The organism is Rheinheimera tangshanensis, assembly GCF_014645135.1.
GTDB lineage: Bacteria > Pseudomonadota > Gammaproteobacteria > Enterobacterales > Alteromonadaceae > Pararheinheimera > Pararheinheimera tangshanensis.
The window spans coordinates 64,092-81,103 of sequence record NZ_BMLH01000011.1 but is presented as its reverse complement, the minus strand read 5'-3'; the positions used below and the strand labels follow the sequence as shown (position 1 = coordinate 81,103).

12 protein-coding genes are annotated in these 17,012 nt (G+C 47.4%); 11 read left to right on the top strand and 1 reads right to left on the bottom strand.

From position 1 onward, the window contains the following. The first annotated feature begins 74 nt into the window (after nt 1-74). From IEW88_RS16760 to IEW88_RS16735, 6 genes are all read left to right on the top strand, one after another. Complete coding sequence (locus tag IEW88_RS16760) at nt 75-4,511, top strand: EAL domain-containing protein (protein WP_229670578.1); 4,437 nt, start codon at nt 75-77, stop codon at nt 4,509-4,511. Nucleotides 4,512-4,661: 150 nt separating this feature from the next. Then, complete coding sequence (locus IEW88_RS16755; RefSeq protein ID WP_147905146.1) at nt 4,662-5,513, top strand: DMT family transporter; 852 nt, start codon at nt 4,662-4,664, stop codon at nt 5,511-5,513. A gap of 242 nt (nt 5,514-5,755) precedes the next feature. Then, entirely contained in the window at nt 5,756-7,030 is a 1,275-nt protein-coding gene (locus tag IEW88_RS16750) for an efflux RND transporter periplasmic adaptor subunit (protein WP_147905147.1), read from the top strand. 25 nt (nt 7,031-7,055) lie between these two features. Next, nucleotides 7,056-7,760 (top strand): ABC transporter ATP-binding protein, encoded by a 705-nt coding sequence (locus IEW88_RS16745; protein ID WP_147905148.1) that lies wholly within the window; start codon nt 7,056-7,058, stop codon nt 7,758-7,760. Between the two features lie 9 nt (nt 7,761-7,769). Then, nucleotides 7,770-9,080, top strand: coding sequence for an ABC transporter permease (locus IEW88_RS16740; protein ID WP_147905149.1), 1,311 nt, complete (start codon nt 7,770-7,772; stop codon nt 9,078-9,080). Nucleotides 9,081-9,090: 10 nt separating this feature from the next. Next, nucleotides 9,091-10,326, top strand: a complete 1,236-nt coding sequence (locus IEW88_RS16735; protein ID WP_147905150.1) for an ABC transporter permease — start codon at nt 9,091-9,093, stop codon at nt 10,324-10,326. Between the two features lie 193 nt (nt 10,327-10,519). Here IEW88_RS16735 and leuE read toward each other — a convergent pair whose 3' ends face one another. After that, a complete protein-coding gene (gene leuE / locus IEW88_RS16730) occupies nt 10,520-11,167 on the bottom strand; it encodes a leucine efflux protein LeuE (protein ID WP_185148643.1) in 648 nt (215 codons plus the stop codon). Between the two features lie 172 nt (nt 11,168-11,339). Here leuE and miaB point away from each other — a divergent pair, with 172 nt between their 5' ends. From miaB to lnt, 5 genes are all read left to right on the top strand, one after another. Beyond that, a complete protein-coding gene (gene miaB, locus IEW88_RS16725) occupies nt 11,340-12,767 on the top strand; it encodes a tRNA (N6-isopentenyl adenosine(37)-C2)-methylthiotransferase MiaB (protein WP_147905151.1) in 1,428 nt (475 codons plus the stop codon). 159 nt (nt 12,768-12,926) lie between these two features. After that, on the top strand, nt 12,927-13,967 hold the full coding sequence (locus tag IEW88_RS16720; RefSeq protein ID WP_147905152.1) for a PhoH family protein: 1,041 nt from the start codon (nt 12,927-12,929) through the stop codon (nt 13,965-13,967). Between the two features lie 3 nt (nt 13,968-13,970). After that, nucleotides 13,971-14,432 (top strand): rRNA maturation RNase YbeY, encoded by a 462-nt coding sequence (ybeY, locus tag IEW88_RS16715; RefSeq protein ID WP_147905153.1) that lies wholly within the window; start codon nt 13,971-13,973, stop codon nt 14,430-14,432. Between the two features lie 114 nt (nt 14,433-14,546). After that, the gene (locus tag IEW88_RS16710) at nt 14,547-15,425 is read left to right on the top strand and encodes a CorC family transporter (RefSeq protein ID WP_053422750.1); all 879 of its coding nucleotides are present in this window, start codon (nt 14,547-14,549) and stop codon (nt 15,423-15,425) included. Nucleotides 15,426-15,428: 3 nt separating this feature from the next. After that, nucleotides 15,429-16,949 carry an apolipoprotein N-acyltransferase gene (lnt, locus tag IEW88_RS16705; protein WP_147905154.1) on the top strand — a complete coding sequence of 507 codons (1,521 nt, stop codon included), beginning with the start codon at nt 15,429-15,431 and terminating at the stop codon, nt 16,947-16,949. Nucleotides 16,950-17,012 lie beyond the last annotated feature (63 nt).

The window sequence follows — 17,012 nt, the reverse complement described above, 5'->3', positions numbered from 1 at the left end:
TAGTTTTGCCTGTTTTAGCCACACTGCGCTATCTTTGCGGCTTGTTGCTGCTTGTTTGCTGCTGCCAATCTGTTTTGGCTGAAACGCTATTGCAGCCTCTGACTCCGGATCAAAACTTATCGCAAGGCTCTGTCAACGACTTATTACTCGATCGTCAGGGCTTTTTATGGATAGCAACAGACGCTGGTTTAAACCGCTTTGATGGCTACAAAAACTTACTGATAGGCGCTGACTCGGCGCAATTACAAAGTCTGGCTTTTACCCAACTGCTACTGGATAAAAAACAACGTTTATGGGCTTTGGCACCGCGCTCAGGTTTGTATGCTTTTGACCCAGCCAAAGCGCAGTTGTATTTGCATGGCTCTTTACCAGGCGCTATGACACTGGAAAACCGTTTTATCAATTTAACTCACGCAGACAACGACGACCTGTTGCTCAGTAGCAGGACTGAGCTTTACAACTATCAAACCGACACCAGCCAAGTAACGCTTTTAGCCAAGTTAGCAGATATTAATTTGCCCGATGCTGTTATCCGTACTCTGCTCAACACCAAAGACTGGATTTTATTGGGTACCAGCCATGGTTTAGTGCTGTACGACAAAAGTACCAAGACACTGAGTCTGGTTCCGCACTTACCACAGGGACAGAGCTCCGACTATCAGCGTCATGTCAAAGCCTTACAACTGAATAAAAACCTACTGCTGATTGGTACAGTAGAAGGATTGTATCAACTGGAGTTAGAGCAGATCACGCAGTTCCTGCAAACAGGACAACTCCCTGTCAGTAAAGAACTGATTGCAGGCCCTAATGTCTGGCAAATTGAAATCCAGTCCGATCATCTGTTCATCGGAACAGAACGTGGCTTATTGCGTTACTCGCCTGAGTCAGGCGACACAGAACAGGTGCTGAAATTCAGCCAAAGTAACTTTAACTTATCCGACGATAATGTGGTGGCTTTGCAAGAAGATGATCAAGGCGGTTACTGGCTAGGCAGTCGTTTTGATGGCGCTTATTACTGGCATCCACGGAGCAAAGCCATTCGTAATTTCAGTCAAATGGGTCCTGATGCCTTAAGTAATGACAAAATAATTTCTATTGTTGAAAAAAATACAGATGAACTATGGCTTGGCACCCGCAATGGCTTAAATTTATTAAATCTTGACACTCGGCAGGTACAAAACTTTCTGGTCAACCCTGATCCAAAAGCGGTCTGGCACACCAGTACTATTATGAATCTGTCGATGAATACCAAGGGAGATTTATGGTTTATTTCCTCTAATGGTTTAAGTTTTTTCTCTGTTCAGAACAAAGAATTACAAGCTCCAGCTCTGCTTGACCCAAACCAGCAAGCCGTGCTGAAAGCTGCCAGACCAGGCAGTTGGCTCAATCAACAACAGCCCTTTTATTTACTGACCAACCAGAGTATTTATCGTTATCATCCTAACTCAGGTCAGGTGGATGAGATTGCGGAGTTAAAACAAAAACTCTCCGCTATTAATGTACGGGTTATTTTAGGAAAATGGCCTGATCAGCCCGACTGGCTGGTGCTATCGGCTTACGAAAAACTCTGGTTGTTTAATGAAAAAACAGCAGAGTTAAAGCTACTGTATCAGGCGGAAGTAAGCCCTGCTTTTAGTATGCGTTTTGCTGATAAGATGGCATTGGATAAAAATAATACACTCTGGTTTAGCGCCTCAGATATAGGTTTACTGGCGTTTGATGCCAAGACTATGCAACTGAAACATCATTTTCATAGCCAGAATAAACTCAATACCAATGTGGTTTATGCCGTCAGCAGCGATCAGTTGGGGCATATCTGGTTTTCCAGCCTGCATGGAGTCTCTTCGTTAAATGTCGATACTCTGCATATCGAACAATTCAGCAAAAAAGATGGTTTAACCAGTAATGAGTTTATTAGCCAAAGCAGCGAAAGTTTAAGCAACGGCGAAATGGCCTTTGGCTCTATCCGGGGTGTAAATTTACTGTCACCTGTCGCTCTGACAGAGTCCAGACGTAAACCCCGCATTGTCATTACTCAGCTGGATTTGCTGTCATCTCCGATTAAAAGCCCGCTGACTGACTTATCAGGTCAGCATTTTACTTTACCTTATGACAGCCAGGGTTTAACGATCAGTTATTCCAGCCTGAATTTCCGCGACAGCGCAAAAATGCGTTACCGTTATTGGCTGGACGGCCCACAGCGTCTGGTGTTTCCGGAACAAAGCTCCAGTTCGGTGATGTTTCCACAGCTTACTCCGGGAGATTACCAGTTTAATGTAGTGGCCGTCTCTCCAGTCACTGGTCTTGAAAGTGAAGTGGCCACCTTACAACTTCAGGTCCAAGCTGCACCATGGCTCAGTCATTGGGCTTATATGCTTTATGCATCTGTCAGCCTCGTCATCATGCTGTTTTACCTTAGAACCCGCCAAAAACAGCAACGCATGCTCAAAGTAGCTCATACCAAAGTAACCACCAGTGAACAGCGCTTAAAACAAGCGTTGGACTCGATAGACAGCGGAGCCTGGGAGTGGCATGCCCGTAAAAATATTATGTTTGCCTCCCGTATTCACAGCATGCTGGGGTATCAGGAAGCTTTAAATCCGCTGGCGATGACGCAGCATTTGTCGTTAGTGCATCCGGAAGATAAAGACGCTTACCAGCAAGCCTGGCAAAAACTGATGCAAACGCCGGACAAAACCTTTGACCACACTTACAGAATGCAGCATAAAAACGGCAAATGGCTGTGGTTCCGCGATATAGGTAAAGTGGCAGAAGTGGATGACAAAGGCCAACCTGAACGGGTGATAGGCACCTTTAGCAACATCACTGAAACCAGAGCCAACCAGGAAAAAGCCCGGTTATTTGGCGAAGCTTTCCAGCAAACCCGGGATTGGGTAGTGATTTTAGATGCAAATCAGCGTGTGATTGCAGCGAACCAGTCTTTTGCGGATGTGTTTGGCTCAGTCGACGAATATCTGGTCAGCCCTAAAACTCATCATTTAGGCATCAGTTTGCAACGCCGTCGTTTTTATACCTCATTATTACGAGGTTTAACTGTGAATCAGCACTGGCAAGGCGAAGAGCTGGTGCATACACCGGATGGCAAAGAACGCCCTACCCTGATTAATATCAGCGCTATTGGTGATGCAGATAAAGTTGAGTTTTTTGTGCTGGTGTTTACCGACATCACAGCACAAAAAGTGGCGGAAGAAGAGTTACGTTATTTAGCCAGCTATGACTCACTGACAGGCTTACCTAACCGCACTTTGCTGATGGACAGAATTCAACATGGTATTGAGCAAGCCAAACGCGCGAAAAAAACTCTGGCCCTGTGTTTTATCGATTTAGATAAATTTAAACAAGTGAACGATTCTTTAGGCCATGATGTCGGTGATCAATTATTGCAGGAAGTCGCCCGACGTTTGCGCGCCACCTTAAGAGAAACCGATACCATAGCGCGGCTGGGTGGCGATGAATTTGTGGTACTGCTGGAAAGCTATAAAAACGATGACAACATCAGCCATGTGGCGCGCAAAATGTTGCAATCCATTGGTGAACCTATGCAGCTGGGCACTCATACGGTCAGCGTCTCGCCTAGTATTGGTATAGCAGTTTACCCGGACGATGCACTCGATGCCAATGCACTACTGAAGCATGCGGACGTGGCCATGTACCATGCCAAAGATTTAGGCCGCAACAACTTCCAGTTTTTTATTGCCGAAATGAATGAAAAAGCTCATATGCAACTGGCGAAAGAAACTCAGTTGCGTCAGGCCTTTAAAGATGGCGAATTTATTAACTACTATCAACCCATAGTCGATTGTCGTAGTCAGTCGGTGATAGGGGTTGAAGTGCTGATGCGCTGGAGCCATAAAAACACGCTGATCCCGCCCACCGAATTTATCCCTATGGCAGAAGATTTGCGTCTGATCATTCCCATGACCTTATCTTTGCTGGAACGGGCTTTGGTGGATTTACAGCAATGGCGTCAGGCTGGCTTAGATTTGTATTTGTCGGTAAATTTATCCACCAGTCATTTAGAGCAGCTGTCGTTGGCAGAGCATACCGAAAAGCTGCTGAACAAATATCAGTTGCCGCCCTCCTGTCTGCGGTTTGAAGTGACAGAAAGCGCTTTGATGCGGGATCACGAAAAAGCCATTACCACTATGCTGGCGCTGAACCAGCTCGGCATACAATTGGCTCTGGACGACTTTGGTACCGGCTATTCGTCGCTGAAATACTTAAAAGAACTGCCGATAGACGCCATTAAAATTGACCGCAGTTTTGTCAAAGATATTGGCATAGACCCGGACGATGAGACCATAATCGAAGCAATTTTATCTATGGCAGGCAGCTTAGGCATGAGCTGTGTTGCCGAAGGGGTAGAAACCGAACAACAATTGGCCTTTTTCAGTAGCCGTCAGTGTTATCTGATTCAGGGTTATTTATTCGCCAAGCCGATGCCTGCTGTTGAGCTGATTAATTGGCTGCATAGTGAACACCTGAATTAGGCGCTGCGCACTGAGCAATTAAAACCACAGCTTTGTTGGCTGCGCGCTTTCGCCCAAGTCGATGAAACGGACAGACGGGCGGCCATAAAGGTCGCCCCTACATTTTGTACTCTGCTATACTGCGCGCCTCTTCGATGGATGTGATTTCCAATGCAACCCAATTTGCTTAAAGGCGCCTTATTGCTGTTACTGGCTGAAGCTTGTTTTGCCGGTATAGGGGCTTTGGTTAAACTAACCAGCGACAGCGCCAGTCATGCCCAGGTGGTATTTTTCCGAAACTTTTTTGCTTTGCTGGTGATGCTGCCCTGGCTGTGGCTGCAAGGCAAACAACTGCTTTATACCAAACGCTGGTATCTGCATTTAAGCCGCTCTGTGACCGGCATTATTTCGATGTACTGCTTCTTTTATGTGATCAGCCAGTTACCTTTGGCGCAGGCTATGGTGGTGCTGTTGATGTCGCCTTTTATAGTGCCGCTGATCGCCAAATTCTGGCTAAAAGAAACCGCCAGCCGCCTGACCTTATTTAGCATAGCGCTGGGCTTTGGTGGAGTATTGTTGGCCTTACCTATCGCTAGCGGCGGCGGTGCTTTTTATTTGTTTTTAATAGCCCTGTTGTCGGCCGTATTAGTAGCGGTGACGAAAACCACCATACGTTATATGTCGGACACTGAGCCTGCAGCCCGTATCGTGTTCTACTTTTCGTTGCTGACCGCCATTATTTCTTTTGTACCTGTACCTTTTTACTGGCAGGAACTACCTGCTGTAGCCTGGTGGGCTTTTGGCTTTATGGGGGTATTAGCCGCCATAGGCCAAATGGCGATGACCAAAGCTTATGCTTTAGCACCAGCCTCTGATATTGGCATCTGGACTTATAGTTCGGTGATTTTTGCCGGCCTTTTTGGTTATTTATTCTGGTCTGAACCTGTGACTATGAGCTGGTTTGCCGGTGTAGCTATCATTTTTTATGCAGGTTATGTCAGCACCAGACAACGCTTATGGTAATTGCCCTTCGTACTTGAAGCTGCAGCTTTGTTGACTTCATACTTTCGCCCCTGCATTTTAACTTGCCCACATAGACGGGCGACCATAAAGGTCGCCCCTACGCCTTAACAATCAACAGTCCGGTTTTTATTCCGAAAAATTTATTTTTATTCCATTCAAACCTTTTTTCTGCTTGTTCCGACTCATTGGTAATCACAGCATTTTTTAATGCTTCACCAAACACACAGAGTGCAGGAAACACCATGAAAATAGCCGATACCAGCAGCCAGGATGAGCGGCTGGCACCAAAAAAAACCAATAAAAAAATCTGGGTCGCAGGCTCAACCAGCCTGCTTCTGGTGTTGCTGTTATGGCAAATTATTCCGGCAGCTCGTAGCTGGTCACAATCGGATATGTCGGTTTCTTTATCGCGCGTACGGCTGGATACAGTCAGAACCGCAGATTTTACCCGCGATATCTCCGCTCAGGGCCAGGTGGTGGCGGCGGTCAGCCCAAAACTTTATGCCACAGCCGAAGGCACCATCAGCTTATTGCTCGATGCTGGTAATGAAGTCAAACAAGGGGATGTGCTGGCCATTATCGACAGCCCTGAACTGAACAACAGATTACAACAAGAGCAAGCCACTTTTTACAGCTTACAAACCAGCCATGACCGGCAAAAAATCTTAGCGAAAAAGCAGCAATTAACCGACAAAAAAGCCGTGGATATAGCGCTGATGACGCTTACTACAGCAGACAGAGAAAAACGCCGCGCCGATCAGGGTTTTGAAAAAGGTGTGATCAGCAAATTAGAACTGGAAAAAGCACAAGACGATTTAGAAACTGCCAAAGTGCAGCATCAACACGCCGTTGAAGATGCCCGCCTGAATAAAGAGAACCTCGATTTTGAAGTGCAAAGCTTAGCCCAGCAGCTCGATCGTCAGCGTTTACTGGTGGAAGACTTCCAGCGTCAAGTCAATGGCCTGCAGGTACGCTCTCCGGTCAATGGCTTACTGGGTAATCTGGCGGTAGAAAACAAAAGCTATATCACCAAAAACCAGCTGATTTTATCTGTGGTGGATTTAAGCCAGTTTGAAGTGGAAATTGCAGTCCCAGAAAGTTATGCCAACGATTTAATTATTGGCCTGCCGGTAGAAATTACCGCTGAGCAGAAGCTGTATATGGGCAAACTGGTGACTATCTCTCCTGAAGTGTTTGAAAACCAGGTCAAAGGCCGGGTGCGTTTTACGAAAGAGGCACCGCCAGCCCTGCGTCAAAACCAACGCTTAAGCAGCCGTATTTTACTGGAACACCGCGAAGGCGTGATGCAGGTGGCCCGAGGTCAATTCCTTGACAGCAGCAATGGCAAATTTGCTTACAAAGTCAGCAATGGCATGGCCATTAAAACACCAATTGAACTGGGTGCCCGCAGTCTGAACTCAGTCGAAATTCTGGCCGGTTTACAACCGGGCGATCAAATCATCACCTCCGGCACCGATATTTTTAACGGCGCCAGCACAGTACAACTGAACCAATAATGGCCATTCGGCTAGGGAATTACTTATGCTAACTATGAATAAAATCAGTAAATCTTTTATCACGGACGATGTGGCCACTCATGCGCTGCGCGATATTCAGCTGCATGTTAACGAAGGCGACTTTGTCAGTGTGACTGGCCCATCAGGCTCAGGCAAAACCACCTTTTTAAATATTGCCGGTTTACTTGAAACCAGCAGCAGCGGCGAATACCTGTTGGATGGTGAAGACATCGCCAAGCTCAACGACAGCGGCCGCTCACGGATGCGCAATCAGAAAATAGGTTTTATTTTCCAAAGCTTTAACCTTATTCCGGATTTAAACCTGTTCGACAATGTCGATGTGCCATTACGTTACCGTGGTTTAAATGCCAGCGAGCGCAAAAAACGTATTGAATACCATCTGGATCAGGTCGGTTTAGCCTCCCGAATGAAGCACCTGCCAAGCCAGCTGTCTGGTGGTCAGCAGCAACGTGTCGCTATAGCCCGGGCTTTAGCCACCTCACCACGCTTTCTATTAGCGGATGAACCTACAGGTAACCTCGACAGCCAGATGGCACAAAGTGTGATGAGCCTTTTGGAAGACATCAATAAAGCCGGCACCACTATTTTAATGGTGACGCATGACCCAAGCCTGGCCGCCCGCGCTAAACGTCAAATTTATATCAAAGACGGTCATGTCAGCGAGCTGACCAACCAAAACTCGAACCTGCATCTGGTTGGCGAAGCTTAAGGAGCTGCTATGTTTTCCTATTATCTGAAGCTGGCGTATTTAAGCTGCAAACGCACCTGGGGCATGACACTGTTGATGGTCTGCGCCATAGGTTTAGGTATTGGTGCGTCCATGACTACCATTACCGTGAATTACCTGATGTCGGCCAACCCTATTCCACAAAAAAGTGAGCAGTTGTTTTTTGTGCAAATGGACAGCTGGCAGCCGAACGATCCCTACAGCGACGATGGCGATGCCCCCACCCAATTAACCTATCGCGACGCCACCTACTTATGGCAGGCACAAAAGGCCAAACGCCAGACTATTCAAAGTGGTATGGCGGCGGTGATTGAACCGGCTGATAAAGAAGTCTTGCCTTTTATGGTACAGGGCCGCGCCAACAGTGCTGATTTTTTCCCTATGTTTGATGTGCCCTTTTTATATGGCAGTGGCTGGGACCATCAGGCTGATTTAAAAAAAGAACGGGTGATAGTGATTAACGCCGAACTGAATGAACGTTTGTTTGGCGGCAAAGACTCGACAGGCCAGACAGTGCGTATGGCCGGTGAAGACTACAAAATTACCGGTGTGATGGACAGATGGAACCCTAAACCACGATTTTACGATATCAGTACAGGCTCTTTTAACGACGTGGAAGAAGTTTTTGTGCCTTTTAGCTTAATCACCGAACAAAAATTTGACCGCTCAGGCAACACCAACTGCTGGAAACCTACGGAATCAGGCTTTCAGGCCTTTTTAGACTCGGAGTGTATCTGGGTGCAATTGTGGGTGGAATTACCCACAGCCCAGGATAAAGAAGCCTACTTCAGCTTTATGAATGCCTACGCCAAAGAACAAAATCAATACGGCCGCTTTGCCCGCACTGACAATAATAAATTGCGGGATGTGATGCAGTGGCTGGAATACGCCGAAGTAGTGTCAGACGACGCCAGCATGATGATGGCGATGTCTTTGATGTTTTTGTTGGTGTGTTTACTGAACACAGTCGGTTTGTTGCTGGCGAAGTTTTTAGGTAAAGCCAGTGAGATTGGCGTACGCCAGGCCTTAGGCGCCAGCCGTAACGATTTGTTTATTCAGCATTTAATTGAATCAGGTTGTATAGGCTTGGCCGGTGGTTTATTGGGTTTAGTGCTGGCTATTTTGGGGCTTGAAGCCATCAAAGTGATGTATGGCGACTGGATCCGCGATTTAGCTCAGCTGGATTTCACCTTAGTGGCTATGGCGATAGGTCTGGCTATTGTCAGTGCTTTATTAGCCGGTTTATATCCCACCTGGCGCGCCTGTCAGGTGCAGCCGTCCGTTCAGCTGAAAAGCCAATAAGGAGTTTGCCATGTCCACTTTACTAACCCAATTAGAACTTGGCCCTATGTTCCGCGCTTTAATGCGCAATAAAATTGGTGCTTTGCTGATAGCTCTGCAAATCGCGCTGACCCTGACCATTATGGTCAACGCCATTTTTATGATGCAGGAACGCAGTCAGCAAATGGCCAGAGCCAGCGGTTTGGATGAAGCCAATACCTTTTATCTGAGCAACACTGTGTTTGCGCAAAACTACAATCTGAAAACCGCGCTGCAACAGGATTTGCAGCGTATCCGCCAGACTCCCGGTGTGGTGGATGCCACTCAAATCAATGCGATACCTTTAAGTGGCGGTGGCTGGTCGATGAGCCTGCAAACCAAAGCCGGTGACGATATTGAAGGCACAGGCACAGCGGTTTATATGGTGGACGAACATGGCATTAATTCCATGGGGCTGGAGCTGATTGCCGGCGAGAATTTCCAAAACTCAGATATAGGCTGGCGCGAAGAAGGCAGCACCAAATGGCCACCTAAAGCCATTATCAGCAAAGCGCTGGCAGAAACCATGTTTGAAGGCGACTGGAAAAATGCTTTAGGTAAAACTGTTTATATCGACAACCATCAGCCAGTACAGGTGATAGGTATTATCAAAGCCCTGCAGGCGCCATGGAACGGCTGGAATGGTGTAGAACGCAGCATGCTGGTGCCGCAACAACTGGACAGCAAAGGCAGCCGCTTTTTTATCCGCACCGAACCGGGCCGTCGTGACGAGTTAATGCCAGTGATTGAAAAAATGCTGGCTGAAAGTGACAGAGGCCGCATTATCCGTAATGTCAACAGCATGGAACAAACCCGTGACGAAAGTTATCAGGAACATCAGGCCACCAATACCATTCTGCTGACGGTGATTATTGTGCTGACGCTGATCACAGGCTTTGGCATTGTCGGTCTGGCGATGTTCAGTATCAATAGACGCACCCGCCAAATTGGCACCCGCCGTGCTTTAGGCGCCAGCCAATGGCAAGTGATGCGCTACTTTATGCTGGAAAACCTGCTGATAAGCTTTGCTGGTGTGATCTTAGGTGCAGCAGGAGCAATAGGCTTAAACATCTGGCTGGTGGCGACTTTTGAGATGAGCCCGTTAAGCCCTGTGTTGCTGGTGATAGGTGTTGTGGCCTTGCTGATTGTTGGTCAGTTAGCGGTTAGTTATCCTGCTTTAATAGCTTCGAAAATTTCGCCTGCGACTGCGACCAGAGGACGGGCTTAGACCTATTGTAACGACTCCCTGGTAAGTGAAAAGTTACCAACCTTTCCCTCAGCTTTTTTGTCCTTCGGCTGAGGGATTTTTGTTTTTAGCTCTGAAAGAAGCTACAGCAACAGAACTCTGAATATCCCCCGCTCGGATGCACCTTAGGTTGTTGTAAAGATTTTTTAGTCACAAGAGGAATTGTCAAAAGCCTTTAAGCCAAAGCCAATCTCACCGCAAAGCCGGTAAATAACAGACCTAATAACAGATTGCCTGCTTGCCCTGCTTTGGGCTGGCCTTTGAAGAAGCTGGCTATGGCGGCTCCTGCGTAAACTAAAGTGGTCAGGTAGAGCAGGCTGATGATTTCCAGCACCACCGCCAGCGCCAGATAAGGCACCCAGCTGGGGGTGAAACCGGAGTCGATAAACTGGATAAAAAATGACAGGAAAAACAAAATAGCTTTTGGGTTAGTCAGACTTAATAACAAGGACTTACGGAATACTGAAGCGCAGCTGGCTGCGGCGACAACCACAGGCCCCTCGGTACCTTCGCTTACTTTAGATTGACGCAAACTTAATAAAATTTGTACACCGATAAACAGCAAATAGGCGGCACCTAAATAACGTATCCAGCGGAATAACTCAGGTGATGCTAACAGCACAGAAGCCAGGCCAAGGTAGGACAACAAAATCAGAGTTGCATCCCCCAATAGCACAGCACAAAGCGCACACCAGGCGTGTTTTGGCCCTTGCACTATACTGGTTTTCAGCACGAACAGGCTGTTAGGGCCTGGCATCAGGATTATCACCACCACACCAGCCAAAAAGGTCCAAAACTGAATTACACCCAAGCTTTCCATCATTATCCTCTGAGCTGTTGTTTATCTGTGGATATTATCAGAGCAGCGGCTGGTAAAAGTCACTGCAAATTATCTGATTATCACGGCCTGTATCCACTGCTGGCACTTCAGGCCCTACTAGGATAAAATGCGCGTCCTTTTTCTTGGCGTTAACTTTTTACGGGCTAGAACACAAATGGGCAAAAAGCTGCACATTAAGACCTGGGGCTGCCAGATGAACGAATACGATTCATCCAAAATGGCGGACCTGCTGGATGCAACTCATGGCTACACACTGACTGAAGAAGCAGAAGAAGCAGACGTGATCCTGCTAAATACCTGCTCTATTCGTGAGAAGGCTCAGGAGAAGGTATTCCATCAGTTAGGTCGCTGGCGTCCGCTGAAAAAGAAAAACCCGGATTTGATTATTGCCGTCGGTGGTTGTGTCGCTTCGCAGGAAGGCAAGGCCATCCGCGATCGCGCCCCTTATGTCGATATCGTCTTTGGGCCACAAACGCTGCACCGTCTGCCGGAAATGATTAATGCTGTGCGCGGCGATAAATCGCCTGTGGTGGATGTGTCCTTCCCGGAAATCGAGAAGTTCGACCGCCTGCCAGAACCTAAAGCCGATGGCCCAACAGCTTTCGTGTCTATTATGGAAGGCTGTTCTAAGTACTGTACTTTCTGTGTGGTGCCTTACACCCGGGGTGAGGAAGTCAGCCGTCCGCTGGATGATGTCTTACTGGAAATTGCCCAGCTGGCAGAACAAGGTGTACGTGAAGTGAACCTGTTAGGTCAGAACGTCAACGCTTACCGTGGTGCAACTTTTGATGGTGGTATTTGCCATTTCTCCGAGTTACTGCGTTTAGTAGCAGCCATAGACGGTATTGACCGTATTCGTTACACCACATCGCACCCTGTTGAATTTACTGACGATATTATCGAAGTGTACCGCGACGTGCCTGAGCTGGTCGATCACCTGCATTTACCTGTGCAATCGGGTTCAGACCGTATTCTAGCGCTGATGAAACGTAACCACACCGCCATTGAGTACAAATCAAAAATTCGTGCCCTGAAAAAAGTACGGCCAAATTTATGTATGTCGTCTGACTTTATTATCGGCTTCCCCGGCGAAACCGCAGAAGACTTCGAAGCCACTATGGATTTAATCAAAGCGATCAACTTTGATATGAGTTTCAGCTTTGTCTACAGCGCGCGCCCTGGTACTCCAGCGGCCGATTTACCGGACGATGTGTCGGAAGAAGAGAAAAAACAACGTCTGTATATACTGCAGGACCGTATAAACCAGCAGTCATTACAAATTGCCCGTGCTATGCTCGGCACTGAACAACGTATTCTGGTGGAAGGCCCGTCGAAAAAAGACATTATGGAGCTGACTGGCCGCACCGAAAATAACCGCGTGGTGAACTTTGAAGGCTCGCCGGATATGATTGGTCAGTTTGTTGATGTGTTAGTCACAGATGTCTTTACCAACTCATTAAAAGGTAAAGTGATCCGTACTGAAAAAGACATGGATTTACGTCGTGACGTATCGCCTCAACAAATTATGGCAGCGAAAGCGGCAAAAACAGACGAATTGGGAGTGGCGACTTTTACTCCTTAGTTTCAGATCCTAAATATGCCAGCCAAAGTAATTGGCGTTGCAGCGCGACGACAAAGACGGCAGTCCCAGGGAGCATAGTTCACTATGTGACCTGGACTGGCGTTCGAAGTCAACAAAGCTGCGGCGTCTAGTACGAAGGCTAAACAAAGAGATTGAGCATTGGATAACCCCATCACCAGTTTAGAATTTTCTCTCTCCCCTTTTGAACCTCAGCGTCTGGCTTTTTTATGGGGCCCTTTTGACGATAACTTACGTCAGATTGAACGCCGTTACCGTGTGCAGGTGTCCTACCGCGATAACCAGTTGCGTTTGGTGGGTCTCACTGACCAGCTAGAGCAAGTCAAACACATTATCGAAACTCTGTATGGCGAAACCGTCAATGCCCAGGGCAAAGCTGTGCCTTTAAGTCCGGAGCAAGTGCATCTGGTGATCCAGCAACAGCAGCAGGAACCAACAGAGCAGCAGTTTGACGAAGAACTGGTCAGCATCAAAACCAAAAAAGGCGCGGTCAAAGGCCGTAACGCCAATCAAAACGCTTATGTGCGCAATATTCAGCGTCACGACGTGACCTTTGGTATTGGTCCTGCCGGTACAGGCAAAACCTATTTAGCTGTTGCTTGTGCTGTTGATGCGCTGGAAAAGGGTGAAGTGCGCCGTATAGTGCTGACCCGCCCAGCGGTGGAGGCCGGTGAAAAGCTGGGCTTTTTACCCGGTGATTTAGCCCAGAAAGTCGATCCTTATTTACGGCCTTTGTACGACGCTTTATTTGAAATGTTAGGTTTTGAGAAAGTCGAAAAGTACTTAGAGCGTGGTGTGATTGAAATTGCGCCTCTGGCTTATATGCGTGGCCGTACGTTAAGCGATGCGTTTATTATTCTGGATGAAAGCCAGAACACCACAGTAGAACAAATGAAGATGTTCCTGACCCGTATTGGTTTTAACGCCAAAGCCGTGATCACAGGCGATATCACTCAGGTCGATTTACCGCGAGGCCAATACTCCGGCTTAAAACATGCGATGGATGTGTTATCTGCTGTACCGGAGCTTAGTTTTAACTTCTTTAAAGCCAAAGATGTGGTTCGCCATCCTGTGGTGCAAAAAATTGTTATGGCGTACGAAGCTTTTGAAGAGAAAAAACAACAAGAGCTGCAGGCGGCAAAACAAGCTGCGCTGGACTCAGCCAACACGAGTAAAGACTAAATTATGAGCATTACCCTGGATTTACAGCTGGCCAGCGAAGCACCAAACCTGCCGACAGAAGCCCAATTTCAGCACTGGCTGGAAGCCGCTATTCTGCCATTTCAGGATGTCGCTGAAGTCACAGTACGGATTGTCGATGAAGCAGAAAGTCAGCAATTAAATTTTGATTACCGTGAAAAAGATAAACCAACCAACGTACTGAGTTTCCCTTTTGAGCTGCCGCCTGGTGTGGAAGAATTGCCCTTGTTAGGTGACTTAGTCATTTGCGCTCAGGTGGTCGCCGCAGAAGCTGCTGAGCAAGGCAAAGAACTCGATCATCACTGGGCTCATATGGTGGTGCACGGTAGCTTGCATTTATTGGGCTTTGACCATATAAATGACGCAGATGCTGAAGAAATGGAAGCAGAAGAAATTCTGATTTTGCAGCAATTGGGCATAAAGAACCCTTATATTTTAGAAGATTAACTGGTATTTTAATTCTTTGCGTACCTGAAGCAGCAGTACTGACATTGATGTCTGGCTGCAACTCACATGACTTTGGGTATTTTCTTTTGTTTTATTTGGAGCTTAAGTTCACTCATGGGTGACGACCATTCCCACTCTAGTCGGGGTTCTGCCGCAAAATCGTGGCTGGATAGGATAGCAGCGATTTTTACTGCAGAACCACAGGATTTATCTGATCTGGTTGAAGTGATCAATGAAGCGGCGATGCGCAAGCTGATTGATAACGACACTCAAAGTATGTTGCAGGGGGTTTTGGATGTATCCAAAATGCGCGCCCGTGACATCATGGTGCCCCGCTCTCAGATGGCAACCATCAATGTTGACCAAAGTCTCGAACAAATGATGCCGCTGCTGTTGGAAAATAACCACAGCCGTTATCCTGTGGTCAATGAAGACAAAGACCATATCGAAGGCATTTTGCTGGTCAAAGATTTACTGCAACATGCGTTGCAAGGTAGCACCGAATGGAGCCTTCGCGACTTATTACGCCCTGCTGTCATTATTCCTGAAAGTAAAAGAGTGGATGCCTTACTCAAAGAGTTCCGCCAGAAACGTTACCATATGGCCATAGTGGTGGATGAATACGGTGGCGTGTCAGGTCTTGTGACTATTGAAGATATCCTCGAGCAAATTGTCGGTGAAATCGAAGACGAACACGACAGTGAAGAAGATGTCGATATCAAAAAAATGGCCAGCCATGTCTATCAGGTCAGCGCTTTAACTCCTGTCGATGAGTTCAACGAAAGTTTCGGCACCACCTTCGATGAAGAAGAAGCCGGCACTATAGGTGGCATTGTGCTGCATGCTTTTGGTCATATGCCGGAAAAAGGCGAAACCATAGAACTGCAAAATCTGACCTTTAAAGTCAGCAAAGCCAATAACAGAAGGCTGGTGCAGTTGCAGGTGATCCGCGCCAAAACCGCTGCTGACACTTCAACGCTACAGAAGGACTAACTTTTGCTGTTGTCGAAAACCAGCTGGTTTCCAGCCCTGCTTTTAGCAGGGCTGGGTGCATTAAATACCTTAGCTTTTGCTCCTTTTACTTACCATATGCTGCCGCTGCTGACCTTGTCTGTGCTGGCCTGGCTTCTGCTGCAAGCGCAAACCCCAAAACAGGCGGCCCTGTTTGGTTATGCTTATGGCTTAGGCTGGTTTGGTGTGGGTATTAGCTGGGTGCATGTCAGTATTGCTACTTTTGGTGGTATGCCACTGATTGCCAGCCTGGCTATTATGGCGCTGCTGGTGGGTTATCTGGCACTATTCCCTGCCCTTGCCATCTGGTTTAGCTGGCGTTTTCGGGGTAACTTTTGGTTTCCGCTGGTCTTAGCCTCCAGCTGGTTTATCACTGAAAATATCCGTTCCTGGTTCTTAACGGGTTTCCCCTGGTTGTCTGTAGGATACAGTCAGACCGATGGCTGGATGGCGCCCTGGGCACCAGTGCTTGGCGAAACCGGTATCAGCTTTTTAATCTTGTTCATAGCTGGCTCTGTTGCTGTTGCCGTGCGATCTAAACTTTGGGTTTGGCCCGCAATAGCCGCTATTGTCTTGATCGTCAGCCCAGCACTCGACACCATCAAAGGCTGGCAAGAGACAGGCGAGCACGTCAAAGTTGCCTTAGTACAAGGCAATATAGCGCAGGATTTACGCTGGGATCCGGATCAAGAAGCCATTACGATGCGCAAGTATATGGAGCTGAGCCGCCCACACTTGAATGCCGACATTATGATTTGGCCTGAAGCTGCAATTCCACAATTAGAGCCCTTAGCTTTGGCTTATTTGTTTAATCTGGATATGCTGGCGGCAGAAAATAATACCGCCGTAGTGACAGGTATTCTGGATTACAAAGAAAACGGTGAAGCTTATAACGGCATGATAGTGCTGGGTAAATCAGGCAAAGAAGCCACTGGCGGTGATTACAGATACAGCACCCAAAATCGCTACCAAAAGCATCATTTGTTACCGATTGGCGAGTTTGTCCCCTTTCAGTCCATACTAAAACATGTGGCACCATTTTTTAATTTGCCGATGAGTTCATTTAGTCGTGGCGCCTGGCTGCAGCCTAATTTACAAGCCAATGGCTATGCGCTGCTGGCGGCTTTATGTTTTGAAATTGCCTTTCCACGCCAGATGATTGCCAACTTTGATGACAACACTGACTTTCTGTTGACCGTTAGCAACGACGCCTGGTTTGGAGATTCAATTGGCCCGCATCAGCATTTGGAAATAGCCCGGATGCGTGCTTTGGAATTAGGCCGCCCTTTGCTGCGTGCCACCAATAACGGCATTACCGCCACAGTCACAGCAGATGGCAAAGAACAGGCGCGTTTACCTCAGTTTGAACAAGGTGTATTAACAGCTGAAGTACCATTAGTGCAGGGCCGCACTTTATATAGTCTATGGAACGACTGGCCTTTGCTTGTCATCAGCTTGTTATGTGTTGGACTGTTGAGTTTCAGACGTTATAGCCTTCGTACTTGAAGCTGCAGCTTCGTTGACTGCATCATCTAGCCCCAGTCACATAGGTAACTATGCTCCTGGGGC

Excerpts from the sequence above, each read along its gene's own strand:
- IEW88_RS16755 (WP_147905146.1), top strand. The coding sequence starts at position 4,662 with ATGCAACCCAATTTGCTTAAAGGCGCCTTATTGCTGTTACTGGCTGAA.
- IEW88_RS16750 (WP_147905147.1), top strand. The coding sequence starts at position 5,756 with ATGAAAATAGCCGATACCAGCAGCCAGGATGAGCGGCTGGCACCAAAA.
- IEW88_RS16745 (WP_147905148.1), top strand. The coding sequence starts at position 7,056 with ATGCTAACTATGAATAAAATCAGTAAATCTTTTATCACGGACGATGTG.
- IEW88_RS16740 (WP_147905149.1), top strand. The coding sequence starts at position 7,770 with ATGTTTTCCTATTATCTGAAGCTGGCGTATTTAAGCTGCAAACGCACC.
- IEW88_RS16735 (WP_147905150.1), top strand. The coding sequence starts at position 9,091 with ATGTCCACTTTACTAACCCAATTAGAACTTGGCCCTATGTTCCGCGCT.
- leuE (WP_185148643.1), bottom strand. The coding sequence starts at position 11,167 with ATGATGGAAAGCTTGGGTGTAATTCAGTTTTGGACCTTTTTGGCTGGT.
- miaB (WP_147905151.1), top strand. The coding sequence starts at position 11,340 with ATGGGCAAAAAGCTGCACATTAAGACCTGGGGCTGCCAGATGAACGAA.
- ybeY (WP_147905153.1), top strand. The coding sequence starts at position 13,971 with ATGAGCATTACCCTGGATTTACAGCTGGCCAGCGAAGCACCAAACCTG.
- IEW88_RS16710 (WP_053422750.1), top strand. The coding sequence starts at position 14,547 with ATGGGTGACGACCATTCCCACTCTAGTCGGGGTTCTGCCGCAAAATCG.